The organism is Rhodanobacteraceae bacterium (genome assembly GCA_016713135.1).
Lineage (GTDB): Bacteria > Pseudomonadota > Gammaproteobacteria > Xanthomonadales > SZUA-5 > JADKFD01.
This window is the reverse complement of sequence record JADJPR010000007.1, coordinates 159,026-174,457: the sequence shown is the minus strand read 5'-3', so window position 1 is coordinate 174,457 and position 15,432 is coordinate 159,026. Positions and strand designations below refer to the sequence as shown.

At 69.0% G+C, this 15,432-nt stretch carries 15 protein-coding genes and 1 pseudogene; 10 read left to right on the top strand and 6 right to left on the bottom strand.

From position 1 onward, the window contains the following. Positions 1-83 precede the first annotated feature (83 nt). Positions 84-959 carry a protease HtpX gene (htpX, locus tag IPK27_09060; protein MBK8067763.1) on the bottom strand — a complete coding sequence of 292 codons (876 nt, stop codon included), beginning with the start codon at positions 957-959 and terminating at the stop codon, positions 84-86. Between the two features lie 313 nt (positions 960-1,272). On the opposite strand from htpX, the gene gluQRS reads away from it, so the two are divergent. From gluQRS to IPK27_09030, 6 genes are all read left to right on the top strand, one after another. After that, positions 1,273-2,133: a tRNA glutamyl-Q(34) synthetase GluQRS gene (gene gluQRS / locus IPK27_09055; GenBank protein MBK8067762.1), complete on the top strand. Its 861-nt coding sequence runs from the start codon at positions 1,273-1,275 to the stop codon at positions 2,131-2,133. A gap of 181 nt (positions 2,134-2,314) precedes the next feature. After that, positions 2,315-3,055 carry an acetoacetyl-CoA reductase gene (phbB, locus tag IPK27_09050; GenBank protein MBK8067761.1) on the top strand — a complete coding sequence of 247 codons (741 nt, stop codon included), beginning with the start codon at positions 2,315-2,317 and terminating at the stop codon, positions 3,053-3,055. Positions 3,056-3,112: 57 nt separating this feature from the next. Further along, positions 3,113-3,622: a polyhydroxyalkanoate synthesis repressor PhaR gene (gene phaR / locus IPK27_09045; GenBank protein ID MBK8067760.1), complete on the top strand. Its 510-nt coding sequence runs from the start codon at positions 3,113-3,115 to the stop codon at positions 3,620-3,622. A gap of 3 nt (positions 3,623-3,625) precedes the next feature. Continuing rightward, a complete protein-coding gene (locus IPK27_09040; protein MBK8067759.1) occupies positions 3,626-3,835 on the top strand; it encodes a hypothetical protein in 210 nt (69 codons plus the stop codon). Between the two features lie 67 nt (positions 3,836-3,902). Next, positions 3,903-5,285, top strand: coding sequence for a tyrosine phenol-lyase (locus IPK27_09035; protein ID MBK8067758.1), 1,383 nt, complete (start codon positions 3,903-3,905; stop codon positions 5,283-5,285). Between the two features lie 54 nt (positions 5,286-5,339). Continuing rightward, the gene (locus tag IPK27_09030; GenBank protein ID MBK8067757.1) at positions 5,340-5,987 is read left to right on the top strand and encodes a class II aldolase/adducin family protein; all 648 of its coding nucleotides are present in this window, start codon (positions 5,340-5,342) and stop codon (positions 5,985-5,987) included. 165 nt (positions 5,988-6,152) lie between these two features. Here the strand turns inward: IPK27_09030 and IPK27_09025 are convergent, their stop codons facing one another. Continuing rightward, entirely contained in the window at positions 6,153-7,523 is a 1,371-nt protein-coding gene (locus tag IPK27_09025) for a tryptophanase (protein MBK8067756.1), read from the bottom strand. Between the two features lie 155 nt (positions 7,524-7,678). On the opposite strand from IPK27_09025, the gene deoC reads away from it, so the two are divergent. The 4 genes and pseudogenes from deoC (at position 7,679) to IPK27_09005 (ending at position 11,036) form a co-directional block, all read left to right on the top strand. After that, entirely contained in the window at positions 7,679-8,656 is a 978-nt protein-coding gene (gene deoC, locus IPK27_09020) for a deoxyribose-phosphate aldolase (GenBank protein MBK8067755.1), read from the top strand. A gap of 82 nt (positions 8,657-8,738) precedes the next feature. Further along, positions 8,739-10,178 (top strand): aldehyde dehydrogenase family protein, encoded by a 1,440-nt coding sequence (locus tag IPK27_09015; GenBank protein ID MBK8067754.1) that lies wholly within the window; start codon positions 8,739-8,741, stop codon positions 10,176-10,178. Next, a pseudogene (locus tag IPK27_09010) lies at positions 10,175-10,564 on the top strand (aldehyde dehydrogenase family protein). Before IPK27_09015 ends, IPK27_09010 begins: the two are co-directional and overlap by 4 nt. A gap of 70 nt (positions 10,565-10,634) precedes the next feature. Next, entirely contained in the window at positions 10,635-11,036 is a 402-nt protein-coding gene (locus IPK27_09005) for an aldehyde dehydrogenase family protein (GenBank protein MBK8067753.1), read from the top strand. Here IPK27_09005 and IPK27_09000 read toward each other — a convergent pair. Genes IPK27_09000 through IPK27_08985 form a run of 4 tightly spaced genes read right to left on the bottom strand, consistent with a single transcriptional unit; the run spans position 11,030 to position 15,408 of the window. Next, positions 11,030-11,893: a hypothetical protein gene (locus IPK27_09000; GenBank protein ID MBK8067752.1), complete on the bottom strand. Its 864-nt coding sequence runs from the start codon at positions 11,891-11,893 to the stop codon at positions 11,030-11,032. The two genes, IPK27_09005 and IPK27_09000, sit on opposite strands and share 7 nt — an antisense overlap. Then, positions 11,869-12,651 (bottom strand): hypothetical protein, encoded by a 783-nt coding sequence (locus tag IPK27_08995; GenBank protein ID MBK8067751.1) that lies wholly within the window; start codon positions 12,649-12,651, stop codon positions 11,869-11,871. The genes IPK27_09000 and IPK27_08995 overlap by 25 nt, the downstream gene beginning before the upstream one ends. 49 nt (positions 12,652-12,700) lie before the next feature. After that, on the bottom strand, positions 12,701-13,360 hold the full coding sequence (locus IPK27_08990) for an ABC transporter ATP-binding protein (protein MBK8067750.1): 660 nt from the start codon (positions 13,358-13,360) through the stop codon (positions 12,701-12,703). Between the two features lie 35 nt (positions 13,361-13,395). Beyond that, entirely contained in the window at positions 13,396-15,408 is a 2,013-nt protein-coding gene (locus IPK27_08985; GenBank protein MBK8067749.1) for an ABC transporter permease, read from the bottom strand. Between the last annotated feature and the right edge of the window lie 24 nt (positions 15,409-15,432).

The window sequence follows — 15,432 nt, the reverse complement described above, 5'->3', positions numbered from 1 at the left end:
TGCCGCAGACGGCACCATCGCCATGCTGCCGGTGAGTACGTAACAGCCAGGCGGGCGAGCGCCCGCCTGGCTCGCAGGCAGCGTCAACCGTTGCGCAGCCGCGCGATGCGCTCTTCCAGCGGCGGATGGGTCATGAACAGCTTCTTCATGCCACTGGCGATGCCACCGGAAATGCCGAAGGCCTGCACCTGCTGCGGCAGCGCGGTCTGCCCGTGGTTCAGCATCAGGCGCTCCAGCGCCGCGGCCATCTTGTGGCGGCCGGCCAGTTGCGCACCGGCGGCGTCCGCGCGGAACTCGCGCTGGCGCGAGAACCACATCGCGATGATCGAGGCGAGGATGCCGAACACGATCTCCAGCACCATCACGATGATGTAGTAGCCGAAGCCCGGGCCCTCGTCCGCGCTGCGCTTGAACACCGCCTGGTCGATGATCTGGCCGAGCACGCGCGAGATGAAGAACACGAAGGTGTTGAGCACGCCCTGGATCAGCGCCATGGTCACCATGTCGCCATTCGCCACGTGGCCGACCTCATGCGCCAGCACTGCCTCGACCTCGTCGCGGCTCATGCTGCGCAGCAGCCCGGTGCTCACCGCCACCAGCGCGTTGTTGCGGCTCATGCCGGTGGCGAAGGCATTCAGGTCCGGCGCGTCGTAGATCGCCACCTCGGGCATGCCGATGCCCGAGGCTTCCGCCTGGCGGCGCACGGTCTCGACCAGCCAGCGCTCTTCCGGGGTGCGCGGGTTCTCGATCACCACCGCGCCGGTCGAGGACTTGGCCAGCCACTTGGACGCCGCCAGCGAAATGAACGAGCCGGTGAAACCGACCACACCGGCCAGGATCAGCAGGCCCACAGTGCCGCGCGGGTTGATACCCAGCACCGGGCCCAATAGATTGGTCACCAGCCCCAGCATCACCAGCACGGCGAGGTTGGTGCCGAGGAACAACATGACGCGGTTCATCGATACGCTCCTGTGGAAGTCGAGATGGTCAGCATGTACGCACCGGGGTGGTGGCGGTGTCGATGGCTTTCAAGCGGGCGGGAAGTCATGGGGGAGGGAGAGTGCACAGGCGGGGCAGGGGTCAGGGGGCGGGGGGCCTGCCTGGCTGCCTCTTCCGACCATGCGGCTAGTACGACATGAACTGCAGCACCGGCTCCCGGCGTGCAATCCCACTTTGCTGCCTGAGCCGGCCCAGGGCCAGCTCCCCTGCCCCCTGCCCCTTGCCCCGCTTCAAATTCCAGCACCCCGCAATGGCCATCAGGCGCCCGCCCGCATGACCCGCTACCGCGGCCGCTTCGCCCCCTCGCCCACCGGCCCCTTGCACCTGGGCTCGCTGCTCGCGGCCGTGGCCAGTTGGGCCGACGCGCGCGCGGCGGGCGGGCAGTGGCTGGTGCGCATCGAGGACATCGATCCGCCGCGCGAGCAGCCGGGCGCGAGCGCGTCCATCCTGGGCTTGCTGTCCGCCATCGGCCTGGCGTCTGATGAGCCGGTGCTCTGGCAGAGCCGCCGCGGCGCGGCCTACGACGCTGCGCTGGCGCAGTTGCTTGCTGCCGGCCTGGCCTTCGAGTGCCGCTGCAGCCGCAGCGATCTGGCGCCCGCGGGCGGGATTCACCGCGGCGACTGCACTGCCAGCGATCCGTCCCGGGCACCAGCGATCCGCCTGCGCGTGCCGGACCAGCGCGTCGAGTTCGACGACCGGATCCAGGGACGCCAGGGCCAGTCGCTGCGCGAGGAAGTCGGCGACTTCGTGCTCCGGCGCGCGGATGGCCTTTACGCCTATCAACTGGCAGTGGTCGTCGACGACGCCGCGCAGGGCATCACCGACGTGGTGCGCGGCTCCGACTTGCTCGATTCCACCCCGCGGCAGATCTGGCTGCAGCAGTGCCTGGGCCTGCCCACGCCGCGCTACGCGCACCTGCCGGTGCTGCTCGGCGCGGACGGGCAGAAGCTCAGCAAGCAGAACCTGGCGCCGGCAATTGCCGCGGACGAGGCACAGCACTGGCTGCCGCGGATCGCCCGCTGGCTCGGGCAAGCACCTCTCGACCCGGCGCCTGTCGAAATCATGTTGCGGCAGTTCGCGCTGCAGTGGCGGATCGATGCCGTGCCGACGGTGATGGCGCTTGCGCCGTCGTAGCTCGCCGCGCTGACTTCATCGCCACCCTCACGCGTCCTTCGCGGTCCTTTGCGTTCCATGCCTTTCCGGACTTCCAGGGCGTCCGCCAGTTCCGGTCCGAGTCGCGAGGCAGGTCCCCTGCCCCCTTCCCCCTGCCCCCGCTGTGTAGAATCCGCGAAACCTTCGGGAGGGAGAGCAGATCATGACGAGTCGCGTAGCATTGGTGACGGGCGGTACGGGTGGCATCGGCACGGCGATCGTGAAGCGCCTGGCGCGCGCCGGGCATCGCGTGGCCACCAATTACCGCAACGAGGAAAAGGCCAGGGCCTGGCAGGCCGAGCTGAACGCCGACGGCGTGGATTGCCTGATCGTGCCCGGCGATGTCGCGGATTTCGCGTCGAGCAAGGAAATGGTCAAGGAGATCGAGGCCAAGCTGGGCGGCGTGGACATCCTGATCAACAACGCCGGCATCACCCGCGACACCACCTTCCACCGCATGTCGGAAACCCAGTGGTCGGATGTGATCGACACCAACCTGACCGGCTGCTTCAACGTCACCCGCCAGGTGATCGACGGCATGCGCGCGCGGATGTGGGGCCGCATCGTGCAGATCTCGTCGATCAACGGCCAGAAGGGCCAGTACGGCCAGGCCAACTACGCCGCGTCGAAGGCCGGCATGCACGGCTTCACGATCTCGCTGGCGCAGGAAAACGCCAAGTTCGGCATCACCTGCAATACCGTGTCGCCCGGCTATGTCGGCACCGACATGGTGATGGCGGTGCCGGAGGAAGTGCGCGCGAAGATCGTGGCGCAGATCCCGACCGGGCGCCTGGGCTCGCCGGACGAGATTGCCTATGCGGTGGGTTTCTTCACCGAGGAAATGGCGGCGTGGATCACTGGCGCCAACCTGTCGATCAACGGCGGCCATTACATGGGCTGGTGAAACGTGCGGGGCGCCGCAGGCGCCCTGCTCTCGCTGCACCACACGCAGGAAGCCTCGATGTCCCGACCGCGCATCATCAAGAAGTACCCGAACCGCCGGCTCTACGACACCGAGATCTCGTCGTACGTGACGCTGGAGGACATCCGCCAGCTGGTGCAGGACGGCGAGGCCTTCGAGGTGCAGGACGCCAAGACCGGCCAGGACCTGACGCGCTCGGTGCTGCTGCAGATCATCGCCGAGCGCGAGGAACAGGGGCAGCCGCTGCTGACCACCAACATGCTGTCGCAGCTGATCCGTTTCTACGGGGATTCGCTGCAGGGCTTCATGGGCAGCTACCTGGAACGGTCGATGCAGATCTTCCTGGAACAGCAGCAGCAGTTCCGCACCCAGCTGAACACCCTGCTGGGGCAGTCGCCGTGGGCGGTGATGACCGATCTGACCGAGCGCAACCTGCAGCTCTGGCAGCAGTTGCAGCAGGGCTTCGGCAAGCCGCAGGCGCCGGTACCGCCTGGCGTCGCCGCGCGCGCGCCGGAGCCGGCCGCGCCGAAGGCCCGCGGCAAGGCCTGACCCGTGGAACCGGCCGCGCAGCTACGGCCGGCTGATGCGCACGCCATCGCCGAATCGGTGCGTGCGCAGCTGATTGCCGTGGCGCTGGACGCCTGGGAGCGGGCCGGGCTGGCCGGGCTCTGTCATGAGGGGCGCTTCGAATTCCTGATCGGCGCCTTGCAGCGCGCACCGCTCGATGCCGGATCGCACGGGCCGGATCATCGCGTCGCTTGATGATCGTCATGGGCCGCCGCGGCCGCGCTGCGGACAATCGCAGCCCCAAGCCTGCGAGCCAAGACCGATGTCCAGCCAGCGCCGTTCCTGGGCCGAGCCCTTCAAGATCAAGATGGTCGAGCTGCTGAAGACCACCACGCGCGAGGAGCGCGAGCGCGCGATCGTCGAGGCCGGCTACAACACCTTCCTGCTGCGTTCCGAAGACGTCTACATCGACCTCTTGACCGACTCCGGCGTGTCCGCGATGAGCGACCGCCAGTGGGCCGGCATGATGCTGGGCGACGAGGCCTACGCCGGCAGCGCGAACTTCTACCACCTGCGCGACACCATCGCCGAGTGCTACAGCTACAAGCACACCGTGCCCACCCACCAGGGCCGCGGCGCCGAGCACCTGGTCAGCCGCTTGCTGATCAAGCCCGGCGACTACGTGCCCGGCAACATGTACTTCACGACCACGCGCCTGCATCAGGAGCTGGCCGGCGGCAGCTTCGTCGACGTGATCGTCGATGCCGCACACGATCCTGCCGACCCCTCGCCCTTCAAGGGCAATGTAGACATCGCCAAGCTCGATGCGCTGGTCGAGCGTGTCGGCGCGCAGCGCATTCCCTATGTCAGCCTGGCGACCGCGGTGAACATGGCCGGCGGCCAGCCGGTGTCGATGGCCAATCTGCGCGAGCTGCGCGCCTGGTGCGACCGCCACCGCATCCCGATCGTGCACGACATGACCCGGGTGGCCGAGAACGCCTACTTCGTGCAGCAGCGCGAGCCGGGCTACGCCGACCACAGCGTCGCGTCGATCGTGCACGAGATCTGCGCGCTGACCGACATCGCGACCATGAGCGCGAAGAAGGATGCGCTGGTCAACATCGGCGGCTTCCTCGCGATGAACGACGACGACCTCTACCGCCGCGCCTGCGACCTGGTGGTGGTCTACGAAGGCCTGCACACCTACGGCGGCCTCGCCGGGCGCGACATGGAGGCGATGGCGATCGGCATCCGCGAGAGCATCGACGACCACCACATCCGCGCGCGCGTCGGCCAGGTCGAGTACCTCGGCCACAAGCTGATGCAGGCCGGCGTGCCGATCGTGCAGCCGATCGGCGGCCACGCGGTGTTCCTCGACGCGCGCCGCATCCTGCCGCACATCCCCCAGCACCAGTTCCCTGCGCAGGCGCTCGCCGCGGCGCTCTACGTGGATGCCGGCGTGCGCGCGATGGAGCGCGGCGCGGTGTCCGCCGGCCGCGACGCCAACGGCGTCAATCACATGCCCAGGCTGGAACTGGTGCGCCTGACCATCCCGCGCCGCGTCTACACCCAGGCGCATATGGACGTGGTCGCCGAGAGCGTCATCGAGGTGGCCGAGCAGGCGCACTCGATCAAGGGCCTGCGCTTCACCTACGAGCCGGCGCAACTACGATTCTTCCTCGGACGCTTCGAACCGGTAGATTGAGCGCCGGCTGCGCCGGCCGGCGCGGCAGGGTGGCATCGGGATGCGGAGGCCGGCATGGTCGAGGATGAAGGTGAACTGCGCGAATCGCTGCTGCGGGTGTCGCGTGCGCTGGTCGAGACGCGCCTGAACGTCGGCACCGCCGGCAATGCCAGCGTGCGCTGCGGCGACGACCTGCTGATCACGCCGAGCGGGCGCCATCCGCACGATACCTCGGGAACGGACCTCGTCCGCCTGACGCTCGGCGGCGAGGTCATCGGCGCCGGCAAGCCGTCCAGCGAATGGCGCTTCCACTGCGATCTGTATCGCCAGCGCGGAGATGCCGGCGCGGTGGTGCACATGCACTCGCCCTACGCCACCACCCTCTCCTGCCAGCGCCGCGGCCTGCCGCCCTTCCACTACACCATCGCCCGCTTCGGCGGCGACGACGTGCGCTGCGCGCCGTATGCGCCATTCGCCACCGAGGAACTGTCGCGCACCGTGGTGGACGCGATGGCCGACCGCAACGCCTGCCTGATGGCCAACCACGGCGCCACCGTCATCGGCCGCGACCTCGACGAGGCGCTGGAGAACGCGATCGAACTCGAGTTCCTGTGCGAGCTCTACTGGCGCGCCTCACAGGGCGGCGAGCCAGTGTTGCTCGACGCGCAGGAGATGCGCGAGATCGGCGCCCGCTACCGCGGCTACTGCACCGGGGCTGGTTAAACGCAGAGACGCAGAGGACGCGGAGAAAAGCGCAGAACACGTTCGGCGGGCGACGATTCAATCTTTGGCTCTTCTCTGCGTCCTCCGCGTCTCCGCGTTTGACCACCTCCCGCTCTTCTCTGCGTCCTCTGCGTCTCCGCGTTTAACCGGCCCCGTCCGGATCGCTCATACCCACTCGAAGTCTGCGGTGAAATGCCGCAGCAGCCTGGGCTGGCGCACGATGCGCACGCCGCGGATCGAGCCGGCGGCGGCCTTGACCTCGCCGATGACTTCGGCGGCGTAGTCGAAGTGGGACTGGGTGTACATGCGGCGCGGGAAGGCCAGGCGCACCAGTTCCATGCTGTGGTAGGTCTCGCGGCCGCCCTGCAGGCGCTTGCCGAACATCACCGAGCCGACCTCGACGCCGCGGATGCCACCCTCGGTGTAGAGCGCGTTGCACAGCGCCCATGCGGGGTAGTGCTCGACCGGCATGTCCGGCAGCACGGTGCGCGCGTCGATGTAGACCGCGTGGCCGCCGGTGGGTTTGACGTAGCCGATGCCAAGCGCGTCGAGCTTCTCGCCGAGGTATTCGGCGGTGCGCAGGCGGTAGCGCAGGTAGTCCTCGTCGAGGCCTTCCTTGAGGCCCACGGCCAATGCATCGAGATCGCGCCCGGCGAGGCCGCCGTAGGTCGGATAGCCCTCCCACAGGATCTCCAGCTGGCGCACGCGCTCCAGCCATTCCTCGTGGCGCAGCACGATGAAGCCGCCGATGTTGACCATGCCGTCCTTCTTCGCGCTCATCGTCGCGGCATCGGCAAGCGCGAACATCTCCTGCGCAATCTCGAGCGGGCTCTTGTCGGCGTAGCCCGGCTCGCGCAGCTTGATGAACATCGCGTTCTCGGCGAAGCGGCAGACGTCCATGATCAGTGGCTTGCCGTAGGCGTGCAGCAGCTCCGAGCAGGCGCGGATGTTGGCCATCGACACCGGCTGGCCGCCGCCGGTGTTGTTGGTCACCGTCAGCATGCCGAAGGGGATGCGCTCGCCGTCCGACTGGAGCAAGGCCTCCAGCCGATTAAGGTCGATGTTGCCCTTGAACGGATGCAGCAGGGCCGGCTGCAGGCCTTCCGCGATGACGAGGTCGCGCGCGTCGACACCGAGGTATTCGAGGTTGGCGCGGGTGGTGTCGAAGTGGCAGTTGTTCGGCACGATCTGGCCCGCGCTGCACAGCGAGGCGAACAGGATCCGCTCGGCCGCGCGCCCCTGGTGGGTCGGGATCAGGTGCTGCATGCCGGTGATCTCGCGCACCACCGACTGCAGGCGGAAGAAGCTCGGCGCGCCGGCATAGGACTCGTCGCCGCGCATGATCGCCGCCCACTGCTCCGCGCTCATCGCGCCGGTGCCCGAATCGGTCAGCCAGTCGATAAGCACATCCTCGGCGCGCAGCTTGAACACGTTGAGGTGGGCATCTTCCAGCAGGCGCAGGCGCTCGCTGCGGCTGGTCACGCGGATCGGTTCGACCGACTTGATGCGGAAGGGTTCGATCAGGGTCCTGGGCATGGCGGCGGGCAGCCTGTGGTCGGGTGGCGCATGCTGGCGTCAGCGCAAGACCCGCGCCTTGATCGGCGTCGTGTCCGCCCGCGGGCAGCCGCAATTCGCCATCCGCCCGCATACCCGATCCGCGGCTCCCGCCGTATGCTCTGGCGTCTCAGCGAATGCCAGGATCTACGACGCCCATGTTCGTCAGTGTCAGCGATGGCGCAGGCCACGGCCTGAACATCCCCGCGGTGCCGGTGGATGCGGTAGGCGCCGAGGAGCGCGCCGCCTTCTTCGCCAAGCGCAGCGTCAAGGCGCAGAGCAAGCTGGACCTGCTGTACCTCGGCATCCGCATGTGCGACCTGACCACGCTGGAGGGCGCCGACACGCCCGCGCGCGTGCGTCAGATGTGCCGCAAGGCGCTGCAGCCGGCTGCGCCGGCGCTGACCGAGGCGTTGGCGAAACTGCCGGGCTTCCGCCCGATTCCGTCGGTGGCGGCGGTCTGCGTCTACCCGCTGCTGGTGCCGCACGCGGTCAAGGTGCTCGAAGGCAGCGGCGTGCATGTCGCCTCCGTCGCCACGTCGTTCCCGTCGGGCCAGGCTTCGCTCGCGGTGCGCCTGGCCGACACCCGCGAAGCGGTGGCGAGCGGCGCCGACGAGATCGACATGGTGATCAACCGCGGCGCCTTCCTCGCCGGCGAATACCAGCAGGTCTACGACGAGATCGCCGCAGTGCGCGAGGCCTGCGGGCCGGCGCACCTGAAGGTGATCCTGGAGACCGGCGAACTCGGCACGCTCGACAAGGTGCGCCTCGCGTCCGACATCGCGATCGCCGCCGGCGCGCACTTCATCAAGACCTCCACCGGCAAGGTGCAGCCGGCCGCGACGCCGCCGGTGACGCTGGTGATGCTGCAGGCGATCGCCGACCACTACCGCAAGACCGGCGTGCGCATCGGCATGAAGCCGGCCGGCGGCATCCGCACCGCGAAGCAGGCGGTCGCCTACCTGTGCATGCTGTACGAGACCCTCGGCCCGGAATGGATGACGCCGGACCTCTACCGCTTCGGCGCCAGCGCGCTGCTCAACGATCTGCTGCGGCAGATCTACAAGCAGTACACCGGCCGTTACTACTACGACAAGGGCTACTCCATTGACTGAGCAATCCGCCCTGACCCAGGCGGCCGCCGCCGGCAACGGCAAGGCCGACACCCACGCCAGCGGCCCGGTCCCGGGCAGCTTCGTGCTCGATTACGCCCCCAGCATCGAGTCGGACAAGATCGTGCAGATACCCGCGCGCCACGAGCTTTTCATCGGCGGCAAGTGGACGCCGCCGGCCGCCGGCCGCTACTTCGCCACGGTCAATCCGGCCACCGAGCAGGCGCTCTCGGAAGTCGCCGAGGCGGACGCAGCCGACATCGACACCGCGGTGCGCGCCGCGCGCCAGGCCTATGAGCGGTCCTGGTCGAAGCTTTCCGGGCGCGAGCGCGGCAAATACCTGTTCCGCATCGCGCGGCTGATCCAGGAGCGCGCGCGCGAACTGGCGGTGCTGGAGTCGCTGGACAACGGCAAGCCGATCCGCGAATCGCGCGATGTCGACATCCCGCTGGTCGCCGCGCACTTCTTCTACTACGCCGGCTGGGCCGACAAGCTGGAATACGCCGTACCCGGCCGCAAGGTGCGCCCGCTCGGCGTCGCCGGCCAGGTGATCCCGTGGAACTTCCCGCTGCTGATGGCGGCCTGGAAGATCGCCCCGGCGCTGGCCTGCGGCAACACGGTGGTGCTCAAGCCCGCCGAGCAGACGCCGCTGACCGCGCTGCTGCTGATGAAGATCTTCGAGGAGGCGGGCTTGCCGCCGGGCGTGGTCAACCTGGTGACCGGCGCGGGCGAGGCCGGCGCGGCGCTGGTGGCGCATCCGGGCGTGGACAAGATCGCCTTCACCGGCAGCACCGAGGTGGGCAAGATCATCGCCCGCGCCGTGGCTGGCAGCGGCAAGCGCCTGACCCTGGAACTCGGCGGCAAGAGCGCGCACATCGTGTTCGAGGACGCTGCCATCGACCAGGCGGTCGAGGGCGTGGTCAACGGCATCTACTTCAACCAGGGCCACGTGTGCTGCGCGGGCTCGCGGCTGCTGCTGGAGGAATCGGTGGCCGAGGTGTTCCTCGCCAAGCTGCGCACGCGGATGCAGAAGCTGCGCGTCGGCAACCCGCTGGACAAGAACACCGACATCGGCGCGATCAACTCGAAGCCGGAACTGGACAAGATCCGCAAGCTGATCGACGTGGGCAAGCGCGAGGGCGCCAGCTACTACGAGCCGGAGAACGTCAAGCTGCCGGCCAAGGGCAATTTCATCCGCCCCTGCTTCTTCAGCGATGTCGCCTCCGCGCACACCCTGTGCCGCGTCGAGGTGTTCGGGCCGGTGCTCGCGGTGACCACCTTCCGCACCCCGAGCGAGGCCATCGCCAAGGCCAACGACACGCCCTACGGCCTGGCGGCCGGCATCTGGAGCGAGAAGGGATCGAAGATCCACAAGGTCGCCTCCGGCCTGCGCGCCGGCGTGATCTGGGCGAATACCTACAACCAGTTCGATCCGACCTCGCCCTTCGGCGGTTATGGCGAATCGGGCTACGGCCGCGAGGGCGGGCGCCACGGGCTGCTGCCGTATCTGGAGATCGAGGCATGAAGACGGCTGACACGCACCTGGAAGTGCTGAAGACGCACAAGCTCTACATCGGCGGGCAGTTCCCGCGCACCGAGTCCGGCCGCACCTATGCGCTGGCCAAGCCGGGCGCGAAGAAGCCCTATGCGCAGCTGTGCCTGGCCTCGCGCAAGGATTTGCGCGCCGCGGTGGAAGCCGCGCTGGGCGCGCAGCACGGCTGGGCCGCGCGCTCGGCCTACAACCGTGGGCAGATCCTGTACCGCATGGCGGAGATGATCGAGAGCCGCGCCGAGAGCTGGCAGTCGCTGCTGCGCGCGGGGCTGGGCCTGACCCCGGCGCAGGCGCAGCGCGCACTGGATGGGACCGTCGATGCGCTGGTCTATTACGCCGGTGCCAGCGACAAGTACCCGCAGGTGATCGGCGCGGTGAACCCGGTCGCCGGCCCGCACCACAACTTCACCACGCCCGGAGCCCGTCGGCGTGATCGGCATGCTGTTCGCCGACGAGCCCGATCCGGCCACGATCGCCGCGCGCCTGTCCGCGGCGATCGCCGCCGGCAACACGGTCGTCGCGCTGCTGCCCGGCCGCGCCGGCGGCCTCGTCGCCGAATTCGGCGAGGCCTTCGCCACCAGCGATTTGCCGGGCGGCGTGATCAATCTGCTGAGCGGGGACACCAAAGAACTGGCGGGCCAGTTCGCCTCGCACATGGAAATCCAGGGCCTGGGCTATTTCGGCGAGGACACTGCGCTGCGCACCGAACTGGAGAAGCTCGGCGCCGACAACATGAAGCGCAATATCGCTGCCAAGGGCCCGCTGCTGGCGCTGGAGCGCGTGCTGGACTCCGTCGAGTACAAGACGGTCTGGCACCCGATCGGCTATTGAGACCGCCAAGACGGCCCCAGGACCCACCTGACGATCCGCTGCGCGATCTCGTACTGTTGCGGCGGCAGCGTGCGGTAGAGCGCGCGCGGAAGATCAGTGCCCGCGGGGCATCCGAACTGCGCGCACAGGTACAGGGTCCAGACGCCGTCCGCGCCGCAGGCAGCGCTCCGCGCGCACGCAATCCAGTCGGCGGCGGGGATCAGCGCGTTGTCGATGTCGGTTCGTGGCGGCTGCTCCACGCCGGCGAAGATCGCGTCGAGCGGCAGAGCGCGAGCCTCGAGCAGATAACGGAGAGATTCCACCAGCAAGCCCGTGTCGACGCTTGCCGCCAGGTGTTCGCGTGCCAGCGCGCCGGCCGCTGCCGCATCGCCGCGGTTCGCGATCACCAGGGGCAATTGGCGGTTGCGCAATTCGGTCGCAGTCGGGCTGGGTTCTGGCTCGGCGAGGTCTGAATCGCGCACGCCGGCGCAGCGTCGCACCAGCTCGTAGACCCAGCGTGCGCGATTCGGGTCGGCCTCGACGCTGGCACTGGCGGCATCCGGCCGGCGCGCGATCGCACAGGCGGTGCGGACCTCCTCGGTCAGTGTCGCAAGCAGCGGATCGTCGCCGCTGCGACGCGTCCGCAGAGCTTCCAGCGCGGTGCGGTAGTCGACCGCGCGCCGCAGTGCATGCGCGAGTTGGTGCTCTGGCATCCGCAGCGTGACCACGGGCGGTGCGGGCTGGGCGCGTGAGGCCTCCAAAGTGGTCGCGGCAGCCGCGGGCACTGGCACTGGCGGCGGAGCCAGGCGCTTGGCGGTCCACGCCGCGGCGCACAGCACGGCTGCGACCAGAATTACCGTGCGGCGTGAAGTTGCCACTGCTGCAGCCATATATGGATTGCCATTGCCGATTCGTAGTCGCGCGGCGAGAGCGCCTGGTGCCAGGCCGATTGCACATCGCTGCCGGGCGCGCAACCATGCAGCGCGCAAACGCGCAAGGCGATCAGGCTGTCCGCCCCGCAGGCTCGCTGGCGCGCGCATACGCGCCAATCGAGCACTACCCGGATCAGCGCCTCGGCTTCGGCCGGCAGCAGGCGGCGGTGGTCGGCGAAGATCTCGTTCTGCGGCAGCACGCCGGACTGGAAGGCGACCAGCCAGGCGGCCGCCAGGTCTTCGCCATCGCCGGCCAGGCGCAGGCGTTCGAGCGCCCGCGCGCCCGCTTGCGCATCCGGCGCCTCCTCGTCGGGAAGGTTGGTCTCCGCCAGTGGCACGAACATGGACGGGACCGGAAGGTCAGCGCAGCGCCGTTCGAGTTCGCGTCGCGCAGGATCGCGACGCGGATCCGGGTCGTCGCGACCGTCCAGCCGCAACAGCACCGGCGCGCGGCAGGCCGCGTCGACCTCGACACGCATGCGCCGGCGCTCGTGCTCGTCCGCCTGCGCCTCGTAGGCCGCAAGTGCCGAGGCGAGTTCGCGTGCGTGCAGCACCGCGTAGTCGCTCGCCCCGCCAGGCTGCGGCGCCGGGCGGATGCTCGTGGCTCCGGCATCGGCCCGTCCCTCGGGCGGCGTCGGAGGCTGCCGCAACAGCGCCGGCATCGCCGCCAACGCAACCAGCCCGAGCCACGGCCACCGGCGCATGCGCGCCTCCGTCAAGTCGATCCCGGGTGCAGATGATCGCGCCGGCAGCTCAGCCGATCCAGCCGTCGACCATCCGGATCTGGCGCTGCGCGCGCGCCGCGTTGTCGGCATTGTGGGTGACCATGACGATGGTGGCGCCCTCGCGGTGCAGCTCGCCCAGCAGGTCCATGATCATCTCCCCCTGGCTGCTGTGCAGCGCGCCGGTGGGCTCGTCCGCCAGCAGCACCTTGGGCCGGGTGATCGTCGCGCGCGCCACGGCCACCAGCTGCTGCTGGCCGCCGGAAAGCTGCTTCGGATACAGGTCCTTCTTGCCGACGATCTGGAAGCGGTCAAGGATGTCCGCGACGCGTGCCTTGCGCTCGCCGGCCGGCACATTGCGATAGGACAGTGGCAGGTCCAGGTTCTCGGCGACGGTCAGGTCGTCGATCAGGTGGTACTGCTGGAAGATGAAGCCGATCGCCTCGCGCTGCAGCGCCTGGCGTTGCTTGGCACTCAGCGCATGCACCGGCTTGTCGTCCAGCCAGTACTCACCATCGCAATCGGTGTCCATCAGGCCGAGGATCGCCAGCAGCGTGCTCTTGCCCGCGCCCGAGGGGCCGGTCACGGCGATGAATTCTCCCGGCGCGACGTCCAGATCGATCTGCCGCAACAACCACAGCCGGCCCTGGCCGGCGGGGACGGATTTCTCGAGTTTCTTCAGGCGGATCATGGAATTTCCCGTGAATGATTGAGGCTTGAGCGGGTTCATTCTTCGCGCAGGGCCGTGTTGGGCTGCACCCGGGCGACCCGCCGCGCCAGGGTCCAGCAAGCGAGCGTAGTCAGCAGCAGCAAGGGCAGGCTGGCGCCGGTCACCACCCAGGGCGTAAGCGCCGAGACGTCGAACAACACGCTGCCGACGCCCTTGGCCATGGCCGCGGCCAGGGCAATCCCGAGCACCATTCCCGGAACGCCGATCAGCATCCCCTTGGCGGTGACGAAACGCAGCGCGTCGGCATGGCTGGCACCAAGGGCTGCGCGCAGCGCCAACTCGCGACGACGGCGCGACAGGTCCACCGACAGCACCGCGTGCACACCGACGACCGAAAGCACCAGTGCGAAGACCGCGAAAGCCGCGGCATTGCGCGCAAAGAACAGCGGCGCGGCGAGTTGCGCATCGCGCTCGTCGGCCGGGGCGAAACTGCGGTAGATCCCTTGATTCGGATCCACGCTCCACACGGCGCTCTCGGCGGCGCGGATCAGGGTTTGTGGCGGCAGGCCAGTGCTGAGCAGCAAGCTGCCGAAGGGCACCGGATACTGCTCGAAGGGCATCCAGATCTCTGCGCGCGCGCGGCTGCCGTCCACCCGGTCCAGCTTGCGGTCCTCGACGATGCCAATCACCTCGAAAGGTATCGGGTCGCCGCTGCTGCCGTAGGGCGGCAGGGAAACGGTGCGGCCGATCGGGTCCGCGCCATCGAACAGTTCGAACGCTGCGCGTTCGTTGAGCAGCGCCACCTTGGCGGAGCCGGCCCGGTCATCGTCCGCGAGCGCGCGTCCCCGCAACAGGCGCACCCCAAGCAGTTGCAGCGCCGGCCCGGCAATGGCCCGCGCCTGCAGCGGGCGCGAATCGGCCTTGGGCCGCCCCGGCGGCACCACGTCCAGGCGCAGGCTGCCCACTGGCGTGAACGGGGCGCCGCTCATCAGTGCAACCGCGCTGACACCAGGAATCGTCGCACTGGCCTGGCGTGAGCGCTCAAGGAACTGCGCCACCTCGGCGGTGTCGCGGCTGCCGGGAAACAACTGCACGGCGAGCATGCGATCGACCGTCGCGATCTGCTGCTGGGATGCCAGCCGATAGGCGCTCAGCGACAGCAGCGCCGCAGTCGACAAGGCCGCCAGCGAGAGCGCGACTGCCAGCGTCGGCAGGCCGCGCTCCATCCTTCCGCCACCCGATCCGACGCCCGCGCGTTGGCGCAGACCGCCGTGGATGCCCAGGCGATAAAGCCGCCACGTCGGCCAGGCGCCGCAGGCCAGGATCACGACCAGGGTATTGCCCAGCGCGAACGCCAGCACCGCGGGCGACAGGCGGATGTCCGCGGCGCGCGGCAGTCCGCTGTCGACCAGCCCGACGAAGGCATGCATGCCGATCGCCACGAGGGCGAGCGAGAGCAACAGCGCCAGAAGGGCCACCAGCGACACGTCGAACAGGAAGTCGCGCGCCAGGCGCGTGCGGCTGGCACCGAGCGCCAGCATCACCGCCACGCTGCCGAGCCGGTCCAGCCCGCGCACCAGCACGAGGTGGGCGGCGTTCGCGCAGGCGATCAACAGCACCAGTGCGGCGATGCCGAGCAGCGCCAGCAGCAGGGTGGCGCGGTCGCCCACGGTGGCATCCAGGAGCCGCTCGGCGACCGGGACCCAGGCATCGCCATCCGCGCCCGCGGGCAACAGGGCGCGCAGTTCCGCGTTGAGCTGCGCCTCGCTGGCGCCCGCATGCAACCGACCGATGCCATTGAGGAAACGGCCATTCGCATACACGCCGGCATCCAGGTCCGTCATTTCCTTGGGGTCGGCCGGGAGCCAGAGGGCGACCTCGGCGCTCGGAAAGGCGAAATCCGGGGGCATCACGCCCACCACCTCGGCGCTGATCCAGTTCAGTTTCAGAGTCTTGCCGATGACTTCGGGATCGCCGCCGAACACGCTCTGCCAGGTGGCGTGGCTCAGCACCGTGCGCGGCTGGCCCATGTCTTCCGGCGTCAGTGGGCGCCCAAGCACCGGCGCCACGCCGAGCACCTCGAAGAAGGCTCC

Bases quoted from the DNA above. Each gene is read 5' to 3' on its own strand.
- IPK27_09030 (MBK8067757.1), top strand. From the start codon at position 5,340: ATGGTCGAGGATGAAGGTGAACTGCGCGAATCGCTGCTGCGGGTGTCG.
- phbB (MBK8067761.1), top strand. From the start codon at position 2,315: ATGACGAGTCGCGTAGCATTGGTGACGGGCGGTACGGGTGGCATCGGC.
- gluQRS (MBK8067762.1), top strand. From the start codon at position 1,273: ATGACCCGCTACCGCGGCCGCTTCGCCCCCTCGCCCACCGGCCCCTTG.
- IPK27_08990 (MBK8067750.1), bottom strand. From the start codon at position 13,360: ATGATCCGCCTGAAGAAACTCGAGAAATCCGTCCCCGCCGGCCAGGGC.
- IPK27_09035 (MBK8067758.1), top strand. From the start codon at position 3,903: ATGTCCAGCCAGCGCCGTTCCTGGGCCGAGCCCTTCAAGATCAAGATG.
- phaR (MBK8067760.1), top strand. From the start codon at position 3,113: ATGTCCCGACCGCGCATCATCAAGAAGTACCCGAACCGCCGGCTCTAC.
- IPK27_08995 (MBK8067751.1), bottom strand. From the start codon at position 12,651: ATGCGCCGGTGGCCGTGGCTCGGGCTGGTTGCGTTGGCGGCGATGCCG.
- htpX (MBK8067763.1), bottom strand. From the start codon at position 959: ATGAACCGCGTCATGTTGTTCCTCGGCACCAACCTCGCCGTGCTGGTG.
- IPK27_09025 (MBK8067756.1), bottom strand. From the start codon at position 7,523: ATGCCCAGGACCCTGATCGAACCCTTCCGCATCAAGTCGGTCGAACCG.
- deoC (MBK8067755.1), top strand. From the start codon at position 7,679: ATGCCAGGATCTACGACGCCCATGTTCGTCAGTGTCAGCGATGGCGCA.